Below are 18,070 nucleotides of genomic sequence, written 5' to 3'. Positions count from 1 at the left end.
CTGCGCTAATACAGTGTAGGGTACTCGATTCGCACCCCGAGCTGGCGCAAACCGTCGACGAAATCGGCGGCGCTGTCTGCAGATTCCAGCAAGGTTCCCACTTCGTCCTGTCCGAGCCGCGTGGTGTCATCGAGCGCCACGCAGGCGGCTCCCGAGTTGGCGCCCTCGGCTTCACCAATTCGGAAGGTTAGTGACTGCCACGATGCGGCCAGGACGTCTTCGCCGAACATGCGGGTGGCGTGTCCGCGCAGATAAGCGCGGGTATCCGTGGGCGGGGTGTCGCCGGCCGCAGCAATCTCCTCCTCACTGACCAAGGTGCGCATCTGGCCCTTGCGCACGAGCGCGTGGTAGAGGGACTTGGCCGGGTCAATATCGGTGTACTGCAGATCGATGAGCGCCAGCTTCGGGTCATCTGCAGCCACGCCACGGTCGAGGTATCCCTTAATCAAGCGGTACTTGGCTACCCAATCCAGCAGATGGGCCGCCTTCAACGGGTTGTCCGCCAAGAGCGACACGACCTCGTCCCAGGCGGCAAGAACCTTCTCATCTGACTCTGAGGTCGCAGTGACCCGCTCCCGGTAGACGGCGAGGATCTCGAGGGCGGTGAGGCGGCGGCCGTCGTGAAGCTCCAGCTGATGAGTCAGGGTGAGGTCGCGGCTAACTCGCTGGACCTCTGCCACGGGGTCCTTCAGGCGCAGGTCACTAAAGTCAACGCCCTCCTCAATGGCGTCCAACACCAGTGACGTCATACCCAGCTTGAGCAGCGTCGAGGTATGGGCCATCGTGGCATCACCGATGATGACGTGCAGGCGGCCAAAGTCCTCTGCCACCGCATGCGGTTCATCACGGGTGTTAATGATGCCGCGGTTGAGCGTGGTCTCCAGGGAAATCTCCTGCTCGATATAGTCCGCGCGCTGCGAGATCTGGAAGCCTGGTTCCTCACCATCAGCGCCCAGGCCCATGCGGCCAGCACCGGTGACCACTTGACGGGTGACGAAGAACGGGATCAGACCTTGGGCGATGTCGTCGAAATCAGTCTCCCGGGAGTACTGGTAGTTTTCGTGGCTGCCATAGGAAGCTCCCTTGCCGTCCACGTTGTTCTTGTAAAACTTCAGCGGCGGGCAGGGATCGTGCGTGGCCAGTACTGACGTGCCCTGGGCAGTCAGAGATGCTACGGCATCTGCAGCGCGGCGCAGGATGAGGTCGCCGGCGGCGTCATAAAGCATCGCATCCCAGGCATTGGTGCACTCCGGAGAGGAATACTCAGGGTGGGCGTGATCGACGTAGAAGCGGGCTCCGTTGGCCGTGACCACGTTGGCCACGCCCAGCGCGTTTGGGTCCACCACGGGCACGGTGTGGTAGCGCTTGAGATCGAAGCCGCGGCTATCGCGCAGCGGGTGCTCCTCCCGAAAGTCCCAGCGGGAGCGCGCACCGGTATGCAGGGCGGCATAGGCCACTACCGCGTGCGTGGACGTCACGATTGGTGACAACGCCGGGTTCGACGGCGTGGAGATTCCGTACTCGGTTTCGGTTCCTAGGACACGGCTCAAGGTTTTACTCCCATCAATTCGACCCCGGTGACATGCGCGCCGGCGGAGGTCCCGGCGACGATCTTGGCCCACTCCTCCGGGTTGGCGGATGTCGGTACGTATTCCGATTCAGCCTGCTCGGCAGCAATGGCCTGGTGCAGGTGCGCGGCGGTGATGCCTGCGGGTTGTTTACCCTCCGCAGCGTTGGTTTCGTCCAAAGCCTCCTTGATAGCCAACTTCTTTGCGCGGGAGACGATGTTGGCGATCATCGCGCCGGAGACGAAGTCCCGGTAGTGCAGCACGCGAGGATCCGCGTTGGAGAAGTGCAGCGTGACGAAGGGGCGCTCCGCGTAGAGATCCTCCACTGCGGTATCGATGAGCTGGGAAAGCTCGCCCTCGTGCGGGACTGATTCCGGGAAGTGGCGCGCAAAGATTTCCCGCGCGCCCTGCTTGGTGGGCCGGTTGACGCGGATCTTGATGTCGAGGCGCCCCGGGCGCATGATGGCGGGGTCGATGAGCTCCTCGCGGTTGGTGGCACCGATGACGATGACATTGCTGAGCTTCTCGACGCCATCCAATTCCGTCAGCAGCTGCGGGACGACGGTGGTTTCCATATCGGAGGACACACCGGAGCCGCGCGTGCGGAAGATGGATTCCATCTCATCGAAGAAGATGATGACCGGCCGCTGGCTACCATCAGCAGTGGGCTCGGAGGCAAGCTCGCGGGCGCGTTCAAAGATGAGGCGGATACGGCGCTCAGTCTCACCCACGAACTTGTTGAGCAGTTCTGGGCCCTTCACGTTGAGGAAGTAGCTGGGGGCAGTAGCGCCCAGGGACGCCGACAGAGAATGCGCGACCGCCTTGGCGATGAGCGTCTTGCCACAGCCAGGTGGGCCATAGAGCAGCACGCCCTTCGGCGGCTGGAGATCGTATTGGCGGTAGAGCTCTGGGTGGAGGAAAGGCAACTCGACCGAATCGCGGATGAGCGAAATCTGCTCGTCCAAACCACCGATGTCCTCGTAGGATACGTCCGGGACTTCCTCCAGCGTGAGCTGCGCTACTTCAGTCTTGTGCACGCGCTCGGTGGCCACGCCTGATTTCGGCTCGACCAGGAGGGTATCGCCGGCACGGACGGTATCGCGCAGCATCGTGCCGAGCAGCACCACCTGCTCTTCGCCCGCGGAATTGATAACCACCGCGCGGTCGGTGCCTAGGCGCTCCTGGAGCGTCGCCAGCGCGCCGGTATTCACCGGGGCACAGCCCTCCACCACCACGAATCCTTCGCCCAAGCGGACCTGCTGCCCGACTTCTAACGAGCCTGGCTCCAGGTTCGGAGAAATCTTCACCCGCATGGCGCGGCCATTGGTGTATACCTCAGCATCGCGGCGCGAATCGTGTGCGCGCCCGGAATAGCCAAGAAAGACGCCGTACGTGGAGGCAGGCTCTGCAAGAGCGTCCACCTCCGCGAGCATCTGCTGAAGCTTCGTGCGCGCATCCTTCAACAGGGCAGCAAGCTTGGCATTGCGCTCAGCCAGTTGCTCTATCTGGCGGCGGTGCTGGCCAAGTTCCTGGGAATGAGTGGCATCGTTCATAGAATCCACCCTAGCGCGCGGTGCGCCACGTTAAGCCTCGGGGCTTATTTTCGGGCGCGGCGCTGCGGGCGGGGCGGGGTGACGCCGTCGGCAAGCCGACGCGTCCAGATCAGGAACGCGGTGTGCGCGTTCATGCGGTGCTCCGGGCGGGTGGCCAAGCCCTCCACCTTCCATTCACGCACGAGGGACTCCCAGGCGCGCGGCTCCGTAAAGCACTTCAGCTCGCGGATTCCCTCCATCACCTTCATCAGCTGCGGCACGGTGGCCACATAAGTCATGAAGACGCCGCCCGGGATGAGGATATCGCGCACCTTCTCGAGGTGCTCCCAGGGTTCGAGCATGTCCAAGATGACGCGATCCACGGGGCCGCCGAGCTCCTCGACGGTCACATCGGCCAAATCGCCAAGCCGCGGGCTCCACCACTCGGGCTGCTCACCGAAGTATTCGGCGACGTTGTTCACGGCGTATTCCAAGTGATCATCGCGCACCTCATAGGAGAAAACGTGGCCTTCTGGCCCCACGGCGCGCAAGAGGGTCATTGAGAGTGCTCCGGAACCGGCGCCGGCTTCCAGCACGCGCGCACCCATGAAGATATCGCCCTCGACCAGGATCTGCGCGGAGTCCTTGGGGTAAATCACCGCGGCGCCGCGCGGCATCGACAAGACGTGATCCACCATGAGGTGGCGGAACAAGAGGAAGGAGCTGCCCAGCGTCGAATCGATGACGGAGCCCTCATCCATGCCGACGATGTCATCGTGGTTGATGATGCCCTTGTGCGAATGGAACTGGCCTCCCTCCTCGAGGACGATGGTGTAATGACGCCGCTTGGCATCCGTGAGCTGCACGCGGTCGCCGTAGCGGAAGGGGCCAGAATAAGCCATAGCGTGAAAAACCTTTCACAAAGTTAGGGGCAAGGATTAACCAACCAAGTATGCCTCAAGGGCGTCACCAAGCCATAGTTGGTCGCGCTCGCCTACCAGCTCACGGATCGAGTGCATCGAGAGCATCGGCACTCCCACATCAACGGTGGGGATGCCCAGACGGGTGGCAGAAATCGGCCCGATGGTGGAGCCACACGGGACATCGTTATTTCCCACGAAGCGCTGGACCGGAACACCCGCACGGCGGCAGGCAGATTCCCACAGGGCCACGGTATTAGCGTCGGAAGCATAGCGCTGGTTGCCGTTAATCTTGGTCACCGGGCCTTGGCCGATGATCGGATGATGCGTGGGATCGTGCTTTTCGGCGTAGTTGGGGTGCACGGAGTGCGCGGCGTCGGCCGAGACACAACTGGAGCGCGCAAACATCTGGAAACGCTGCTCCTCGTTCGCGCCGAGGGCACGGGCGGTGCGGGTCAGGATATCCCCCAGGATCGGGCCACCTGCGCCGTAGCGCGAAGAGGAGCCCACCTCTTCGTGATCAAAGGCCGCCATGACGAGGACGTCCTTGTGCTCGATGGAGTCGGCGTTCTTTGCAGCAGCGAGCAGGGCACGCAGCGAAGCATGAACGGAAGAAAGGTTGTCCATGCGCCCGGCAGCGATGAGCTTTTCGCCGGCGCCAAAGACCTCACCGCGCTGGGCATCCGCGGTAATCAGGTTGAAGGAAGCGATATCCTCTGGGTCTACGCCAAGCTGCTTGCCGACGACCCCCATCACCGACGTCTCCGGAGTACCCACGGAGAGCACCGGCTGCATGTGGCGCTGGCGATCCGGCTTGAACTCATCTTTGCGGTAGAGGTGGATCGCCAAGGAAGGCAAGCGCAGCAAGGGGCCGGTATTGACCAAGTGGCGGCTGCCATCCTTCGTGATGACCTGGCCGCCGACGGTGAGCTCGCGGTCGAACCAGCTGTGGAGAAGCACCCCGCCATAGACCTCGACGGCTACCTGCTGCCACCCTGCGGAATCGAAGTCCGGGGTGGGCTTGAGAGCCAGGCCGGGCGAATCGGTGTGAGAGCCGATAATGCGGAAGCCGGAATCCGGGCCGGCGCCTTCGGGGACGTACCATGCCATGACCGCTCCGCCGCGCACCATGACATGACCGCCTGGTGCAGCTGACCATTCGGCAGACTCATCTTGGCGGCTAAAACCGGCGGCGACGAGCGTGCGCGCCACCTCTTCAGCTGCGTGATAGGACGAGGGGCTGGCTGCGATGAAATCAAGAAAATTTTGCGTAGTGCTCATGCCATCTAGCTTGCCACGGACGGTCGGGAGATGCGGGAAGGTTCGCGGTGGGCTATGCGCTAGGCTGAGGAGCACTATGCCGAAACGACTAGCCCTCTCCCCTTCCCGTGCCTCCGACTACAAACAATGCCCGCTGCTCTATCGCTTCCGGGCTATTGACAAGTTGCCCGAGCCCAAGACGAAGGCCCAGGTGAAGGGAACGCTGGTCCACGCAGTCCTAGAAAAGATGCACCAGCTGCCCCGCGAGCAACGTGAGTACCCGGCCGCGGTGAAAATGATCAAGCCCGAATGGGCGGTGATGCTGGACAAAGACCCCGAGCTGCGTGATTTGGTGCCGGAGCCCGAAGAACTGGACTTCTTCGTCGAGGCGCGCGAGCTGGTTAAGGGCTACTTCCAGATGGAAAACCCCCAAGGCTTCGACGCCCACAAGTGCGAGATGTACGTCGATACAGTTCTGCCCAACGGCGTGCCCGTCCGTGGGTTCATCGACCGCGTTGATGTTGCTCCCACCGGCGAGGTACGCGTGGTGGACTATAAAACCGGTAAGAAGCCGCTCCCCCGCTACTCCCAGGACGCGCAGTTCCAGATGAACTTCTACGCGCTGGTGTACTGGCGGCTGCTCGGCACCATCCCCACGCAGTTGCGGCTGATGTACCTCAAGGTCCTGGATTCGATGTTCCTCACGCCGGGGCCGGAGGAGCTCGAGTACTTCGAGCGCGACCTGGGTGAGCTCTGGGCCAAGATCGAAGGCGATGGCAAGTCCGGTGACTTCAGGCCCAAGACCTCGAAGCTCTGTGGCTGGTGTTCTTTCCAAGACCTATGCCCCGCCTTCGGCGGCACGCCACCCGAGTACCCCGGGTGGCCGGACCGGGCCTCGTAGACGGCGCCCCGAAGAGCGAGCCGCGGCTTAGAACAGGCCAGAGATGGAACCATCCGCAGCAACATCGATGTTGTTGGACGCGGGCTTCTTCGGTAGACCCGGCATGGTCATGACGTCGCCGGTCAGCGCCACAATGAAGCCAGCGCCTGTGCGGGGCTGCAGCTCGCGGACATGAAGGACGTGGCCTTCCGGGGCGCCGAGCTGGCTCGGATCATCCGAGAAGGAATATTGAGTCTTCGAGATCACGACTGGGAACTCCTCCCAACCGTTGTCCTTGATGTACTTCAAATCCTTCAGCGCCTTAGACGAGTACTCCACCCGCTCGGCGCGGTAGATTTCCCTAGCAATGGTGTCGATGGAGGCCTCGATGCCCTCAGCGGGATCATAGAGCTGGTGGGAGTTACCCTCGGAAAGATTCTCCAGAAGGCGCTCAGCCAGCGCTGTTGCTCCCGCTCCGCCCTTGGCCCACACTTCTGCTTCCTCGAGCGCGACGTCGAAATCGGCGGCCCACTGGCGCATGAACTCGCGCTCGGCCTCGGTATCGCTCCAGAAGAGGTTGAGAGCGACCACTGGCTTGAGTCCAAACTTGCGCACGTTCTCAACGTGGCGCTCGAGGTTCACCACGCCCTTCTTTAGCGCCTCCAGGTTCTCGGTAGTGAGCTCCTCGCGCGGCTGTCCGCCGTTATACTTCTGGGAGCGGATAGTCGCAACAACGACGGCGCCGGCGACGTCAAGGTCACCGAAGCGGGACTTGACGTCCATGAATTTCTCGCCGCCGAGATCCGCGCCGAAGCCTGCCTCCGTGAGGACAATGTCACCGAAGCGCATCGCAGTCTGGGTTGCCAGCAGCGTGTTGCAGCCGTGAGCGATATTGGCGAAGGGGCCGCCATGGACGAAGGCAGGGGTGCCGCCCAGGGTCTGGACCAGGTTAGGGTTCAGGGCATCACGCATGAGCGCTGTTAGTGCGCCTTCTGCTCCCAACTCGCGGGCGGTTACTGGCTTTTGGTCGTAGGTGTAGCCCACAGTGATGTCACCGAGACGCTTCTTTAGGTCTGCCAAGTCGGTTGCGAGGCCGAGGATGGCCATGATTTCCGACGCCGCCGTAATGGTGAACCCAGTCTCCCCCGGCACGCCGTGGGCGGGGCCACCGAGCCCGGTAACAACGTGGCGCAGGGCACGGTCATTGACGTCAACGCAGCGCTGCCAGGTAATGCGGCGCGGATCGATGTTGAGCGCATTGCCCTGGTGGATGTGGTTATCGATGATGGCGGCCAAGGTGTTGGTGGCCGCGGCGATAGCGTGGAAGTCACCGGTGAAGTGGAGATTGATGTCCTCCATTGGGACAACCTGAGAGTAGCCGCCACCCGCGGCGCCTCCCTTGATGCCCATGACAGGGCCCTGGGAAGGCTCGCGAAGGGCGACGATAGCCTTCTTGCCCAGCTGCGTGAGGGCGTCGGTCAAGCCGATAAGAACAGTAGATTTACCCTCGCCAGCTGGCGTCGGTGAGACGCCGGTGACGAGGACCAACTTGCCATCTGCGGGAGTATCCCCAACTCGAGTGATATCCACTTTGGCTTTGCTTTGCCCATAAGGAATAAGAGCCGTCTCCGGAATGCCTGCGCGTGCAGCAATATCCGTAATCGGTTCGAGCTGGTGAGCTTGAGCAATATCAACATCAGAAGGTTGCGTAGTCATGCTCTCCAGCTTAGCGCGCTAAAGAAGCGCGCTAAGCAACATCAAATTATTTCTAAATGATGCTAGGTGATGCTAGATAAGGACTGCGCCAAAGGCGTAGCACAGGAGGACCGACAAGACGATGCTCACAGTGCCTGGAATGATGAACGGGTGGTTGAAGACAGCCTTGCCAATGCGAGTCGAGCCAGTGTCATCCATTTCGACGGCCGCCAACAAGGTCGGGTACGTCGGCAGGATGAACAGCGCGGACACTGCTGGGAAGGCAGCCACTGCGGTAAGCGGGTTGACGCCGAGGGCCAGGGCTGCCGGCATGAGAGCCTTAGTGGTTGCGGCCTGCGAGTACAGGAGCGCCGCAGCGAAGAAGAGCACGATGGCCAGCAGCCACGGGGCGGACTCAATGATGGACCCGGAGATGGCCTGGATGTCCTCCATGTAGTGGTTGATCAGCGTGGTACCCAACCATGCGACACCGAGCACGCAGATACAGGCGGACATACCCGACTTGAAGACAGGCGTGTTGAGAACGTCGCCGGCGGGGACCTTGGTGACCATGACGATGAGTGTTGCGGCGGTGAGCATCACTGTCATGATGGCCTCGTTACGCGGCAGCGTCGGTTCCTCGATAAGACCCACCTGGGATGAGGTAAGGGTGGCCCACAGCATCACGATGACGATGGCGACTAGGAAGATGATGACCGAGGTCTTTGCACCTTGTGCCGGAGCGTAGTTCTGGCAACCCTGCGGCAGCTTCACCAAGCCCTGGGCCTTGCGCTCTTGGTAAACGGGGTCATCTTCGAGTTCTGCGCCCGAGCGGTTTGCTACCCAAGCGGCAGGGAAAATGGAGAGGAACGTAGCCGGAATAAGGACCGCGAGGATCTGCAAATAGCCCACGCCCATCGGCTCCAGCAGCGAAGCCAACAGAACAACGGCTGCGGAAATAGGTGAGGCACAGATTGCCATCTGCGAGGCTACGACGGAAATCGAAAGCGGGCGGGAAGGACGAACCTTGCCTTCCTTCGCTACCTCAACGATAACCGGGAGCGTGGAGAACGCCGTGTGGCCGGTGCCTGCCAGAACGGTCATCAACCACGTAACGATAGGTGCGTAGAACGTGATCCTCTTTGGGTTCTTGCGAAGAAACTTTTCGGCAAGGTAGACCAGATAGTCCATACCGCCAGCACGCTGCATGGCAGCAATGGCGGCGATCACGGTCATGATGATGCCAATGACATCAAAGGGGATGTCTTCACGCGTTACGGGGACACCGGTGAGGCCGAGTAGTAGAACGCCCAAGCCGCCGGCCATACCAATACCGATCGAACCAATTCGGGCACCGAGATAAATCGCCGCAAGGACGATAATGATGTGCACAACAACCATTATGTAACTCCAATATGTGCAGGTGAACTGCAGTATGGGTGGTAATTCGCGCTGTGGTCAGTACACGACCTGGGCGCGACAACTGACAGTTCTAATTCTGCCCTATTTATGTGGCTTTGGCGAGAATCCAGGCCCGATTGTGTCCGTTTACACACCGATGCCAACCACTGCACCCCCATCGGGGTATCCAGGGTGTCGGCAGCATCAGTCGGATTGAAAACAGCCAAACGCCCGTACCACCTTCAGCGAGGCAGTACGGGCGTGGACGAAACAGCAGAGCGTATTTACAACACTGGTGCTGACGAAGGTTTATTCATCGATGTAGAGCTGACCGCGGAACTCCGGGTGCATGAGGTTCTCAACGGACAGAACCTTGTTAAGGGTCTCCTCATCGAGCAGGCCCTTCTCCAGAACGAGCTCCTTGACGCCCTTGCCGGTCTTGAGGGACTCCTTAGCAATCATGTCACCGTTGTGGTGACCAATGAACGGGTTCAGGTAGGTGACGATACCGATGGAGTTCTCAACGTACGCGCGGCAAACATCAGCGTTAGCCGTGATGTCCACGACGCACTTCTCACGCAGGGTGTCGACGGCGTTGCCCATGATGCGGATGGACTGGAACAGTGCCTCACCGATAACCGGTTCCATGACGTTGAGCTGCAGCTGACCAGCCTCGGCAGCCATGGTGACTACGTGGTCATTACCGAAGATCTTGAAGCAAACCTGGTTGACAACCTCCGGGATAACCGGGTTGACCTTACCCGGCATGATGGAGGAACCGGCCTGACGCGGTGGCAGGTTGATCTCTGCCAGGCCGGCGCGCGGGCCAGAGGCCAGCAGGCGCAGGTCGTTACAGATCTTGGCCAGCTTCATCGCTGCGCGCTTAATGGTGGAGTGCAGAAGCACGTAGGCGCCACAGTCGGAGGTTGCTTCAATGAGGTCGCGGGCGGTCTTGATCTCAAGGCCCGTCACCTCAGACAGTGCTGCGGTGACCTGGTGGCGGTAGCCAGCCGGGGTGTTCACGCCGGTACCGATGGCGGTTGCGCCGAGGTTGATCTCCAGCAGGCGCTTCTGGGCGTCACGCAGGATGGCCTGCTCTTCGGCCAAGTTGTGAGCGAAGGCCTTGAATTCATCACCCAGGGTCATCGGCACTGCGTCCTGCAGCTGGGTGCGGCCCATCTTCAGGATGTCAACGAACTCATTGCCCTTGGCGTGGAATGCAGCCTGCAGCGCGTCGATACGCTCAATGAGGTCCTCCATCGCGTAGTAGATGCCGAGACGGAAGCCGGTCGGGTACGCGTCGTTGGTGGACTGGGACATGTTGACATCATCGTTCGGGTTGATGATGTCGTAGGCACCCTTTTCCTCACCGAGGTGCTCGAGCGCCAGGTTGGCCACAACCTCGTTGGTGTTCATGTTGAGCGAGGTGCCAGCGCCACCCTGGAAGACATCCAGCGGGAACTGGTCCATGCAGCGGCCTTCTTCCAGAATCTGGTCACAAGCCCAGATAATTGCTTCTGCCTTCTTCTTCGGAAGAACGTGCAGGCGGCGGTTGGCCATAGCGGTGGCCTTCTTGACCTGGACCATGCCGCGGATGAAGTCCGGGATGGTGTTGATGGTCACGTAGGAAATCTGGAAGTTTTCGATAGCGCGGAGCGTGTGAACGCCGTAGTACGCATCGTTCGGAACTTCCAGGGAGCCGAGAAGGTCAGTCTCAGTACGCGTCTTCTTGCTAGAGGCGGACTTCGAAGACTTGTTGGTGGCCTTTTCTTCGACCTGGGACTTTACATCCTTGGTCTCTTTGGCCTCTGCTTGTGCATCCTTCTTAGTTGTCTTTGCCATCGGGGCTGACTCCTTGCATAAAAATCGAAGAACGATGATGGTCAGTCCCCATCGTAGCTAGGAGCCCGAATAAAATGTTTGGAATCTCCCCCTAAAAGCGGGCAATCCGAAGATCCGAGGCAAGAATTGCCTCTGCCCCGAGCTCTTCGAGGCTGTCCATAACTTGGTTGGCCAGTTTGCGGGGAACCATGACGCGCACGGCAACCCACCCTTCACGGGCCAAGGGAGAGATGGTCGGTCCTGTAAGCCCAGGGGTCACTGCCTCGACGTCTGGCAGCTTTTCTTCTGCCACGTTGTAGTCGAGCATGACGTAGTGGCGCGCATTGAGGATTCCTCGAATGCGGCTAAGCACAACGTTTTCATCAGCGGTGACGTCTTCTCCCTCACGCTTTATCACCACGGCCTCCGAGGAGACGATGGGGTCGCCGAAGGGTTCAAGCCCCTGCTGGCGGAGGGTGGCTCCTGTGGAGACAACGTCGGCAATGACGTCCGCGACTCCAAGGTGAATCGAAATCTCTACTGCACCGTCAAGGCGGATAACCTCTGCATCGATTCCATTGGCAGCGAGGTGATCGCGCACCACGTTGGGATAGGACGTGGCGATGCGCTTGCCTTGCAGCTTGGCGACGTCCCACTGCTCCCCTGCTGGTGCGGCGTAACGGAAGGTCGAGCCGCCAAAATTGAGTGCTAGAACTTCATTGAATTTCGCGCGGGAATCGAGCGCTAAGTCTCGACCAGTAATTCCCAGATCCAAGACGCCTTGTGCCACGTAGATAGCGATATCCTTTGGGCGCAGAAAGAAGAACTCGACTCCGTTCTCCTCGTCCACGACGTTGAGCGATTTACTGTGTCCGCGGCCCTTGTAGCCGGCTTCCTTGAGGATTTCAAGGGCTGCCTCGGACAGCGATCCCTTGTTGGGGACGGCGATTTTGATCATCAGTGTGTGGTGCTTTCTACGCTGAATACGGTGAATGGTGGGACGGCTTTATGGCCGATTAAAGGTAGGTGTAAATGTCTTCGAGCTTCAGGCCACGCTTATGGGCCATAACCTGGAGCCAATACAGCAGCTGTGACATCTCCTCAGCGAGCTCTTCATCAGACTGGTATTCCGCGGCGATCCACACTTCGCCAGCCTCTTCGATGATCTTCTTGCCCAGATGGTGGATGCCTTTGTCAAAAGACTCCACGGTGCCGGAGCCCTCAGGGCGTTCGGCGATCTTCTGGGACAGTTCCTCAAATAGGCTCTCAAAATTCTTCACGGTGGTTTATTCTTCCACACCGCTGCATAAAATTCTGCTAGTCGGCCGAAATTCTCAGTTACGCAAAGCCGGCTGACATGATGCGCAACTGAAATCGGTACGTCTAGTCGGCGCGCAACCGGCTAAACCACTCGTGAACATTGGCCGCCGTCGCCCCCTTCAGATGACGGTGAGCAGAGCCCCGGAGGTCAGTAATTTCGGTGGCTTGCTCGGGCACCGCGACGTGGTCTCCCTCCGGCAGTCCGATGACGGTGCACCCGGCGTCGACAGCCGCGCGCATACCTGCCGCAGAGTCTTCAAATACAAGGCAGTCCCGTGGATCGGCACCCACTCGACGCGCCGCCTCGATATACATATCGGGGGCAGGTTTGCCTTGGGGTACTTCGTCACCGCAAATCGTGTCGACGAAGTACTCGCGGCCTAAGGCCGCAATCGCGGAATCAGCCACATATCGTTCCGTGTTTGTGGTCACGATCATCGGCATTCCCAGGCCCTTGAGTTCGTCGAGCAGCTCGGGAATCCCCGGGAAAATCTCCAGGTGTTGGGCAAAAAGGGACCTGACGTAATCGAACATGAGCGCACGATAGCGTTCGTTATCTCCTGGCTGAAGCGTAACGCCTGCTTTGTGCGCACAGATGCTGAGTGTGTCTTCGAAGGTAGCGCCAACCGTGGCCAAGCGCTCCGTGGGTGTTAAGCGGCGCCCCAGTGTTTCAGAGAGATAAAAAGTGGCCTCTTCCCACAGGGGCTCGGAGTTGGTCAGTGTGCCGTCCATATCCCAAAAGATTGCTGCTGGACGGGTAGTGAAAGCGGAAGTTGCGTGGTCAGTCACTTAGAAGTCCAGCTCCGGAAGCTGCGCGAGTGCCTCATCGTCCGCACCGGTTGCCGCAGAGGCGGAGTGAATAAGCTCCGTGAGCTCTTCCTTCTCCTCCGGTTCCAGCACTGCATCTGCGTTTTCTTGGTTGAAGGCCGCGAGCTTGTCCACGGTGGGGCGTACCGCGGCGCTCAGGAGTGACCCTTCAGGGTCATCCGGCAGCTTATCCATATCGTCGAGGAAGGACTCCAAGATAGTGCGAAGGCGTGGGAGTACCGCGGCATCAAACGGGGCTTCCCAGAATTCCTTTTCTTCTTCCTTGAGGTAATCCCCGGTAGCGAAGGACTGTAGGTTGGACATGAACTCATCAACGGTGGGCTGGAATTCTGCACGAATCGTCATGAGCTAAATCATGCCTGAAGTTACCTAGAGGCGCACGCCCAGCAAGGAATTAACTGCGGAGCGCAGCAAATCGGATGCCTCTTCTGTTGCTTCCCCGGATTCTGGAGCCTTCTTCGCCCATTCATCGAGAACCGCAATGGCGCGCGGAGTATCGAGATCATCAGCCAACGCCAACCGCAGGTGCTGAATCACCTCCTTGACTTCCTCCACCGTGCCCGGATGGCTTAAAGCTTCGCGCCATCGCTGGAGTCGCTCCTGCGCAGTGCGCAAAACGTCATCTGACCAGTCACGGTCGGCACGGTAGTGGCCAGCGAAGACGCCCAAGCGAATCGCCGAGGGATCGACGCCCGCCTCCACGAGCTTGTGGACGAACACGAGGTTGCCCAAAGACTTGGACATCTTGGTTCCGTCCAAGCCGATCATGCCGGTGTGTACGTAGGACTGCGCCATGCGCTCCACGCCGAGCGCTGCTTCTGCGTGCGCTGCGGAGAATTCGTGGTGCGGGAACTTCAGGTCCGAACCGCCGCCTTGAATATCGAAGCTGGAGCCAAGCCGGTTGGTTGCGATGGCGGAGCACTCAATATGCCATCCAGGGCGGCCCGGACCAAAAGGCGAATCCCAGGCCGGTTCGCCTTCACGGTGCGCGCGCCAAATCAGAGCGTCAAGAGGATCGCGCTTGCCGGGGCGATCAGGGTCGCCACCGCGCTCGGCAAAGAAGGTCTCCATTTGCTCGCGGGAGTAATTCGACTCGTAGCCGAAGTTCTTCGAGGCCTCAATGGAGGCATAAATATCCGGGTACTCCGGATCGTCGACGACGTAGGCCGCATTGGCGTCGAGAAGCGCCTGCACCATCTCCGTAATCTCGTCGATGGCCTCCATCGCCCCCACAAAGTGATCCGGGGGGAACACGGAGAGCAGCTCCATGTCTGAGCGGAAAAGGTTGATTTGGGAGGTGCCCAACTCGCGCCAATCCACGCCATCGCGCTCCGCGCGCTCGAAGAGCGGATCATCCACATCGGTGATGTTTTGGGCGTAATTCACCTTGTAGCCGTTATCCAGCAGCTGGCGGTAAATCAGATCAAAGGTCAGATAGGTCGCGGCGTGGCCCAGGTGGGTCGAATCATATGGGGTGATGCCACAGACGTACATGGTGGCAGTCTCCCCACTGATGTCGAGCTTCTTTACCGCTTCATCAGCGGAGTCATAGAGGTGAAGCGGCGACGGAGCGCCAGGGACGGAATCGATGTGCGGGACAGGCCAAGATTGCATGCCCACAATCCTAACGTGTGCTGCCTCCGACGCGGGCGCATGGCCGGGCACAGGGCTGTGTATCGCAGGATGCTGCGGGGCTGGGCCTCTTCACCTCCTACGCGGCCAGCACGCCAAGGCCCAGCAAGAGCATGACGATCAGGCCGACGGGGATGCGGTAAGCGGCGAACCACTCGAAGGAGTGGCTGCCCACGAACTTCAGCAGCCAGGCGATAGATGCATAGCCCACAACGAAGGCGATGAGCGTGCCAACGAGTAATTGGGCGCCGGTGGCGGATTGTCCCACGGTGGGACCGAAAGCGTCGCCGAGCGAAAACAGCCCCGAGACCATCACCGCCGGAATAGCCAAAAGAAAGCTAAAGCGCGTGGCCACCTCACGGTCGAGGCCGAGGAAGAGGCCACCGGAGATGGTGCCGCCGGAGCGTGAGACGCCAGGGATGAGTGCTAGGCATTGGCATAGTCCCATAACGATGGCATCGCGCATCGTGAGCTCGTCGAAGCTGCGGGTTTTCTTACCCACGCGCTCTGCCAGGATGAACACAAAGGAAAACAGGACGAGCATGGAAGCAGTAATCCATAGGTTGCGCAGATTATCCCTAATCAGGTCTTTCCCCAGCACTCCCAGGATGCCAATCGGAATTGAGCCAACGATGACCATCCAACCCATTCGATAATCCTGACCACGCTGGTCCTTGTGCACGAGGCCCACGCACCAGCCTTTCAGGATCTGCCAAATCATCCCGGCGAAGTAGACGATCACCGCCAGCTCGGTGCCTAGCTGGATGACAGCGGTGAAGGAAGCACCGGCATCCTGTCCCCAGAAAAGAGTGGAGACGATACGCAAGTGCCCAGACGAGCTCACGGGCAGGAATTCGGTGAGGCCTTGGACAAGAGACAGGACGATGACCTGCAGCCATGTCATGGCTTCAGTTGTAGCTGTTGTAGTCACCCGCGATAGCCTACTCGGGAGTCCCATCGCTTCCTGTTTCCACCACGCTGGCTGCTAGGATGAGGGATCGTGAAAACGCGTCGAGTCCTGCTTTCTTTTGCCCTCCTTTCCAGCGCATGCGCGCTTGCCGCCTGTAATCCCACGGTCGGGGTTGGCGGGGACCCCGACTCGGCGGTCTATGGCAAGGCCGAGCCCGCGTCCTCCCCGGCATCCGAGAAGCCGGTGGGTAACGTCGTGCCATTCGATGCAGCGACAGACCTCGCAGCCGTCGGCGACATCCTCGCCGTGCGCACCGAGGACTCGCTCGCGGTAGGTTCAGCTGCGGACTTTGAAGGCAAAAAGTCCGCGCAGGTTACCGTGGGCGAGAAATGTGGTGACCTCACCGCTTCTGAGAAGCACTTCCTTCTAGCGTGCGGGGATAGCGTTATGCTCATTGATCCGCTCAAGCCGGATTCCCCGCAGGAATTGGCTGTGGAAGAGGAGCAACCGGTGACGGTGGCTGCGGAAGCCTCCAGTGGCGAAGTCTTCGTTGGCTCGAAGGACTCCACCACCATCGGCGTGTACCTAGACGGCGAACGCACTACCGGCATCACTGTGGAAGCAGGCTCGGATCAGCTCATCTCCGTGCCTAATCCGGATGGCGCCGACGGCATCGTCCGTGTCTTGAGGGAAGACTCCACGATTCAATCGCTGGACTGGGAGAAGGAGCGTGCAGGCGGACGCCTTCGCGTGGGCCAAGGTGTAGGTCAGATCGCAGGCGGCGAGGGCGCCGTGGTTGTGGCTTCGGATACCGTCGGCAAGCGCATCGCCATTTACACCGCCAGCGACGTCATCCGCTTGCACCAGTACGGCAATACCGATGGCACGCCGTGGGGTGTGGCTTGGGACGCCGGGCGCAAGCTAGCGTGGGCGACGACTACAGACAACAACCTCCTCCACGCCTACACCATCGCTGCGGGTGTCCCGGAGAACGTCGGCACCATGGATACGGTGGCGGATGCGCGCAATGTTGCCGTGCTTGGCGACGGCACCCTTGTCGCCGCCTCCGCTTCTGGCGACGGGCTCCAATTCATTTCTGATCCACAGCTCGAGAAATCCCCGCGTTAGTATTTCAGTCCCCCCCTTCAGCCTCAACTTTCCAAAGGACAATGCATGCAGTACTCCGCTCTTGACCGCGCCCGCCACGTGGCTTACCAGGCCGCCTTGAAGGGGATGTTTAAGCTCAGCCCGGAAAGAATTCACGGGATCATCAACGGCGGGTTGGCTGTGTTCCAATCGGCCGGCCCCTTCAACCGAGCTCTGGGCAAAGCTTTGCCGGTTACCGATCCCGTCCTTGAACAAGACGTGTTTGGGGTGCACTTTCCGCGCCCGCTGGGTTTAGCAGCAGGCTTTGACAAGAACGCGGCGGCAGCCGACGTCTGGTCCCCCATCGGCTTTGGGTACGCGGAGCTGGGCACCATCACCCCGAAGGCGCAGCCGGGAAACCCGGCTCCCCGGTTGTTCCGGCTCAAAGCAGACAAGGCCATCCTCAACCGCATGGGCTTCAATAACGAAGGGGCGCTGGCGGCCGCACGAAACCTGCGGAAGCGCCGCTACAACGATGTCATCGGCATCAATATCGGAAAGAACAAGGTCACCGAGGCTGAGCACGCGGTGGATGACTACCGTCAGTGCGCATCAGTTCTCGGGGATTTGGCCGACTACGTTGTGGTCAACGTGTCCTCCCCTAATACCCCGGGGCTGCGTGACTTGCAGGCAGTGGAATCGCTGCGCCCCATCATGGAGGCCGTGGTGGAATCGACGTCCTCGCCGGTCTTGGTCAAGATTGCCCCAGACCTCAGCGATGAGGACATTGATGCCGTGGCGGATATGGCCGTTGAAGTGGGGCTGGCGGGAATCGTGGCTACCAACACCACCATTTCTCGCGAGGGTTTGAAGACCCCCTCCGCTGAGGTTGCCGCCATGGGCGCAGGCGGCGTGTCGGGTCCCCCAGTGGCTGCGCGTTCCTTAGAGGTTCTCAAGCGCCTCCATGCCCGCGTAGGAGACGACCTGGTGCTCATTTCCGCGGGCGGAATCTCCACTCCGGAGCAAGCATGGGAGCGCATCACGGCCGGCGCTTCGCTGTTGCAGGGCTACACCGGCTTGATTTACGGCGGCCCGGATTGGATCCGTGACATCCACCGCGGCATTGCCCAGCAGATCCACGCTCACCGCCTCAGCAATATCTCGGAGGCCATTGGTTCTGGTCTGGAATGGATTGACTAGCCCGGCGAAGAGCTTTC

Annotated in this window: 16 protein-coding genes; 3 read left to right on the top strand and 13 right to left on the bottom strand. The window is 60.4% G+C overall.

All coding sequences use genetic code 11. The annotated features are described in order from the left end of the window. Positions 1-5: 5 nt before the first annotated feature. Genes dop through ACUY3D_RS03700 form a run of 4 tightly spaced genes read right to left on the bottom strand, consistent with a single transcriptional unit; the run spans position 6 to position 5,301 of the window. Positions 6-1,550, bottom strand: a complete 1,545-nt coding sequence (gene dop, locus ACUY3D_RS03715) for a depupylase/deamidase Dop (RefSeq protein ID WP_070520517.1) — start codon at positions 1,548-1,550, stop codon at positions 6-8. Beyond that, positions 1,547-3,121 carry a proteasome ATPase gene (gene arc, locus ACUY3D_RS03710; protein WP_070520520.1) on the bottom strand — a complete coding sequence of 525 codons (1,575 nt, stop codon included), beginning with the start codon at positions 3,119-3,121 and terminating at the stop codon, positions 1,547-1,549. The genes dop and arc overlap by 4 nt, the downstream gene beginning before the upstream one ends. 44 nt (positions 3,122-3,165) lie before the next feature. Continuing rightward, positions 3,166-4,002 carry a tRNA (adenine-N1)-methyltransferase gene (locus ACUY3D_RS03705; protein WP_070520523.1) on the bottom strand — a complete coding sequence of 279 codons (837 nt, stop codon included), beginning with the start codon at positions 4,000-4,002 and terminating at the stop codon, positions 3,166-3,168. Positions 4,003-4,038: 36 nt separating this feature from the next. Further along, complete coding sequence (locus ACUY3D_RS03700) at positions 4,039-5,301, bottom strand: M18 family aminopeptidase (RefSeq protein ID WP_448240359.1); 1,263 nt, start codon at positions 5,299-5,301, stop codon at positions 4,039-4,041. Positions 5,302-5,377: 76 nt separating this feature from the next. Between ACUY3D_RS03700 and ACUY3D_RS03695 the strand changes: the two genes are divergently transcribed. Next, on the top strand, positions 5,378-6,181 hold the full coding sequence (locus ACUY3D_RS03695; RefSeq protein ID WP_250223870.1) for a RecB family exonuclease: 804 nt from the start codon (positions 5,378-5,380) through the stop codon (positions 6,179-6,181). A gap of 27 nt (positions 6,182-6,208) precedes the next feature. Here the strand turns inward: ACUY3D_RS03695 and ACUY3D_RS03690 are convergent, their stop codons facing one another. The 9 genes from ACUY3D_RS03690 to ACUY3D_RS03650 form a co-directional block, all read right to left on the bottom strand. Further along, on the bottom strand, positions 6,209-7,876 hold the full coding sequence (locus ACUY3D_RS03690; protein ID WP_448240358.1) for a formate--tetrahydrofolate ligase: 1,668 nt from the start codon (positions 7,874-7,876) through the stop codon (positions 6,209-6,211). 72 nt (positions 7,877-7,948) lie between these two features. Next, positions 7,949-9,256: an anaerobic C4-dicarboxylate transporter gene (locus ACUY3D_RS03685; RefSeq protein WP_448240357.1), complete on the bottom strand. Its 1,308-nt coding sequence runs from the start codon at positions 9,254-9,256 to the stop codon at positions 7,949-7,951. A gap of 309 nt (positions 9,257-9,565) precedes the next feature. Further along, positions 9,566-11,098, bottom strand: a complete 1,533-nt coding sequence (aspA, locus tag ACUY3D_RS03680) for an aspartate ammonia-lyase (RefSeq protein WP_070520535.1) — start codon at positions 11,096-11,098, stop codon at positions 9,566-9,568. Positions 11,099-11,189: 91 nt separating this feature from the next. After that, entirely contained in the window at positions 11,190-12,035 is an 846-nt protein-coding gene (gene hisG / locus ACUY3D_RS03675; protein WP_070520538.1) for an ATP phosphoribosyltransferase, read from the bottom strand. 58 nt (positions 12,036-12,093) lie between these two features. Then, positions 12,094-12,357, bottom strand: coding sequence for a phosphoribosyl-ATP diphosphatase (locus ACUY3D_RS03670; protein WP_070520541.1), 264 nt, complete (start codon positions 12,355-12,357; stop codon positions 12,094-12,096). A gap of 103 nt (positions 12,358-12,460) precedes the next feature. Beyond that, complete coding sequence (locus ACUY3D_RS03665) at positions 12,461-13,186, bottom strand: HAD family hydrolase (protein WP_070520544.1); 726 nt, start codon at positions 13,184-13,186, stop codon at positions 12,461-12,463. Next, the gene (locus ACUY3D_RS03660) at positions 13,187-13,570 is read right to left on the bottom strand and encodes a hypothetical protein (RefSeq protein ID WP_070520547.1); all 384 of its coding nucleotides are present in this window, start codon (positions 13,568-13,570) and stop codon (positions 13,187-13,189) included. A 24-nt stretch (positions 13,571-13,594) separates the two neighbouring features. After that, positions 13,595-14,839 carry a cysteine--1-D-myo-inosityl 2-amino-2-deoxy-alpha-D-glucopyranoside ligase gene (mshC, locus tag ACUY3D_RS03655; protein WP_448240356.1) on the bottom strand — a complete coding sequence of 415 codons (1,245 nt, stop codon included), beginning with the start codon at positions 14,837-14,839 and terminating at the stop codon, positions 13,595-13,597. A gap of 97 nt (positions 14,840-14,936) precedes the next feature. Next, entirely contained in the window at positions 14,937-15,788 is an 852-nt protein-coding gene (locus tag ACUY3D_RS03650; protein WP_448240355.1) for an undecaprenyl-diphosphate phosphatase, read from the bottom strand. A 69-nt stretch (positions 15,789-15,857) separates the two neighbouring features. Between ACUY3D_RS03650 and ACUY3D_RS03645 the strand changes: the two genes are divergently transcribed. Together ACUY3D_RS03645 and ACUY3D_RS03640 are read left to right on the top strand one after the other, a co-directional pair. Continuing rightward, positions 15,858-16,895, top strand: a complete 1,038-nt coding sequence (locus tag ACUY3D_RS03645; RefSeq protein WP_193629898.1) for an NHL repeat-containing protein — start codon at positions 15,858-15,860, stop codon at positions 16,893-16,895. Between the two features lie 45 nt (positions 16,896-16,940). Continuing rightward, on the top strand, positions 16,941-18,053 hold the full coding sequence (locus tag ACUY3D_RS03640; protein ID WP_070565299.1) for a quinone-dependent dihydroorotate dehydrogenase: 1,113 nt from the start codon (positions 16,941-16,943) through the stop codon (positions 18,051-18,053). The last annotated feature ends 17 nt before the right edge of the window (positions 18,054-18,070 follow it).

Source organism: Corynebacterium guaraldiae, from assembly GCF_053480195.1.
This window is presented reverse-complemented; position numbering and strand designations above follow the sequence as displayed.

What these genes read in the sequence shown, in the direction of transcription:
- arc (WP_070520520.1), bottom strand. Translation starts at nt 3,121, where the DNA reads ATGAACGATGCCACTCATTCCCAGGAACTTGGCCAGCACCGCCGCCAG.
- ACUY3D_RS03705 (WP_070520523.1), bottom strand. Translation starts at nt 4,002, where the DNA reads ATGGCTTATTCTGGCCCCTTCCGCTACGGCGACCGCGTGCAGCTCACG.
- ACUY3D_RS03700 (WP_448240359.1), bottom strand. Translation starts at nt 5,301, where the DNA reads ATGAGCACTACGCAAAATTTTCTTGATTTCATCGCAGCCAGCCCCTCG.
- ACUY3D_RS03695 (WP_250223870.1), top strand. Translation starts at nt 5,378, where the DNA reads ATGCCGAAACGACTAGCCCTCTCCCCTTCCCGTGCCTCCGACTACAAA.
- ACUY3D_RS03690 (WP_448240358.1), bottom strand. Translation starts at nt 7,876, where the DNA reads ATGACTACGCAACCTTCTGATGTTGATATTGCTCAAGCTCACCAGCTC.
- ACUY3D_RS03685 (WP_448240357.1), bottom strand. Translation starts at nt 9,256, where the DNA reads ATGGTTGTTGTGCACATCATTATCGTCCTTGCGGCGATTTATCTCGGT.
- aspA (WP_070520535.1), bottom strand. Translation starts at nt 11,098, where the DNA reads ATGGCAAAGACAACTAAGAAGGATGCACAAGCAGAGGCCAAAGAGACC.
- hisG (WP_070520538.1), bottom strand. Translation starts at nt 12,035, where the DNA reads ATGATCAAAATCGCCGTCCCCAACAAGGGATCGCTGTCCGAGGCAGCC.
- ACUY3D_RS03660 (WP_070520547.1), bottom strand. Translation starts at nt 13,570, where the DNA reads ATGACGATTCGTGCAGAATTCCAGCCCACCGTTGATGAGTTCATGTCC.
- mshC (WP_448240356.1), bottom strand. Translation starts at nt 14,839, where the DNA reads ATGCAATCTTGGCCTGTCCCGCACATCGATTCCGTCCCTGGCGCTCCG.
- ACUY3D_RS03640 (WP_070565299.1), top strand. Translation starts at nt 16,941, where the DNA reads ATGCAGTACTCCGCTCTTGACCGCGCCCGCCACGTGGCTTACCAGGCC.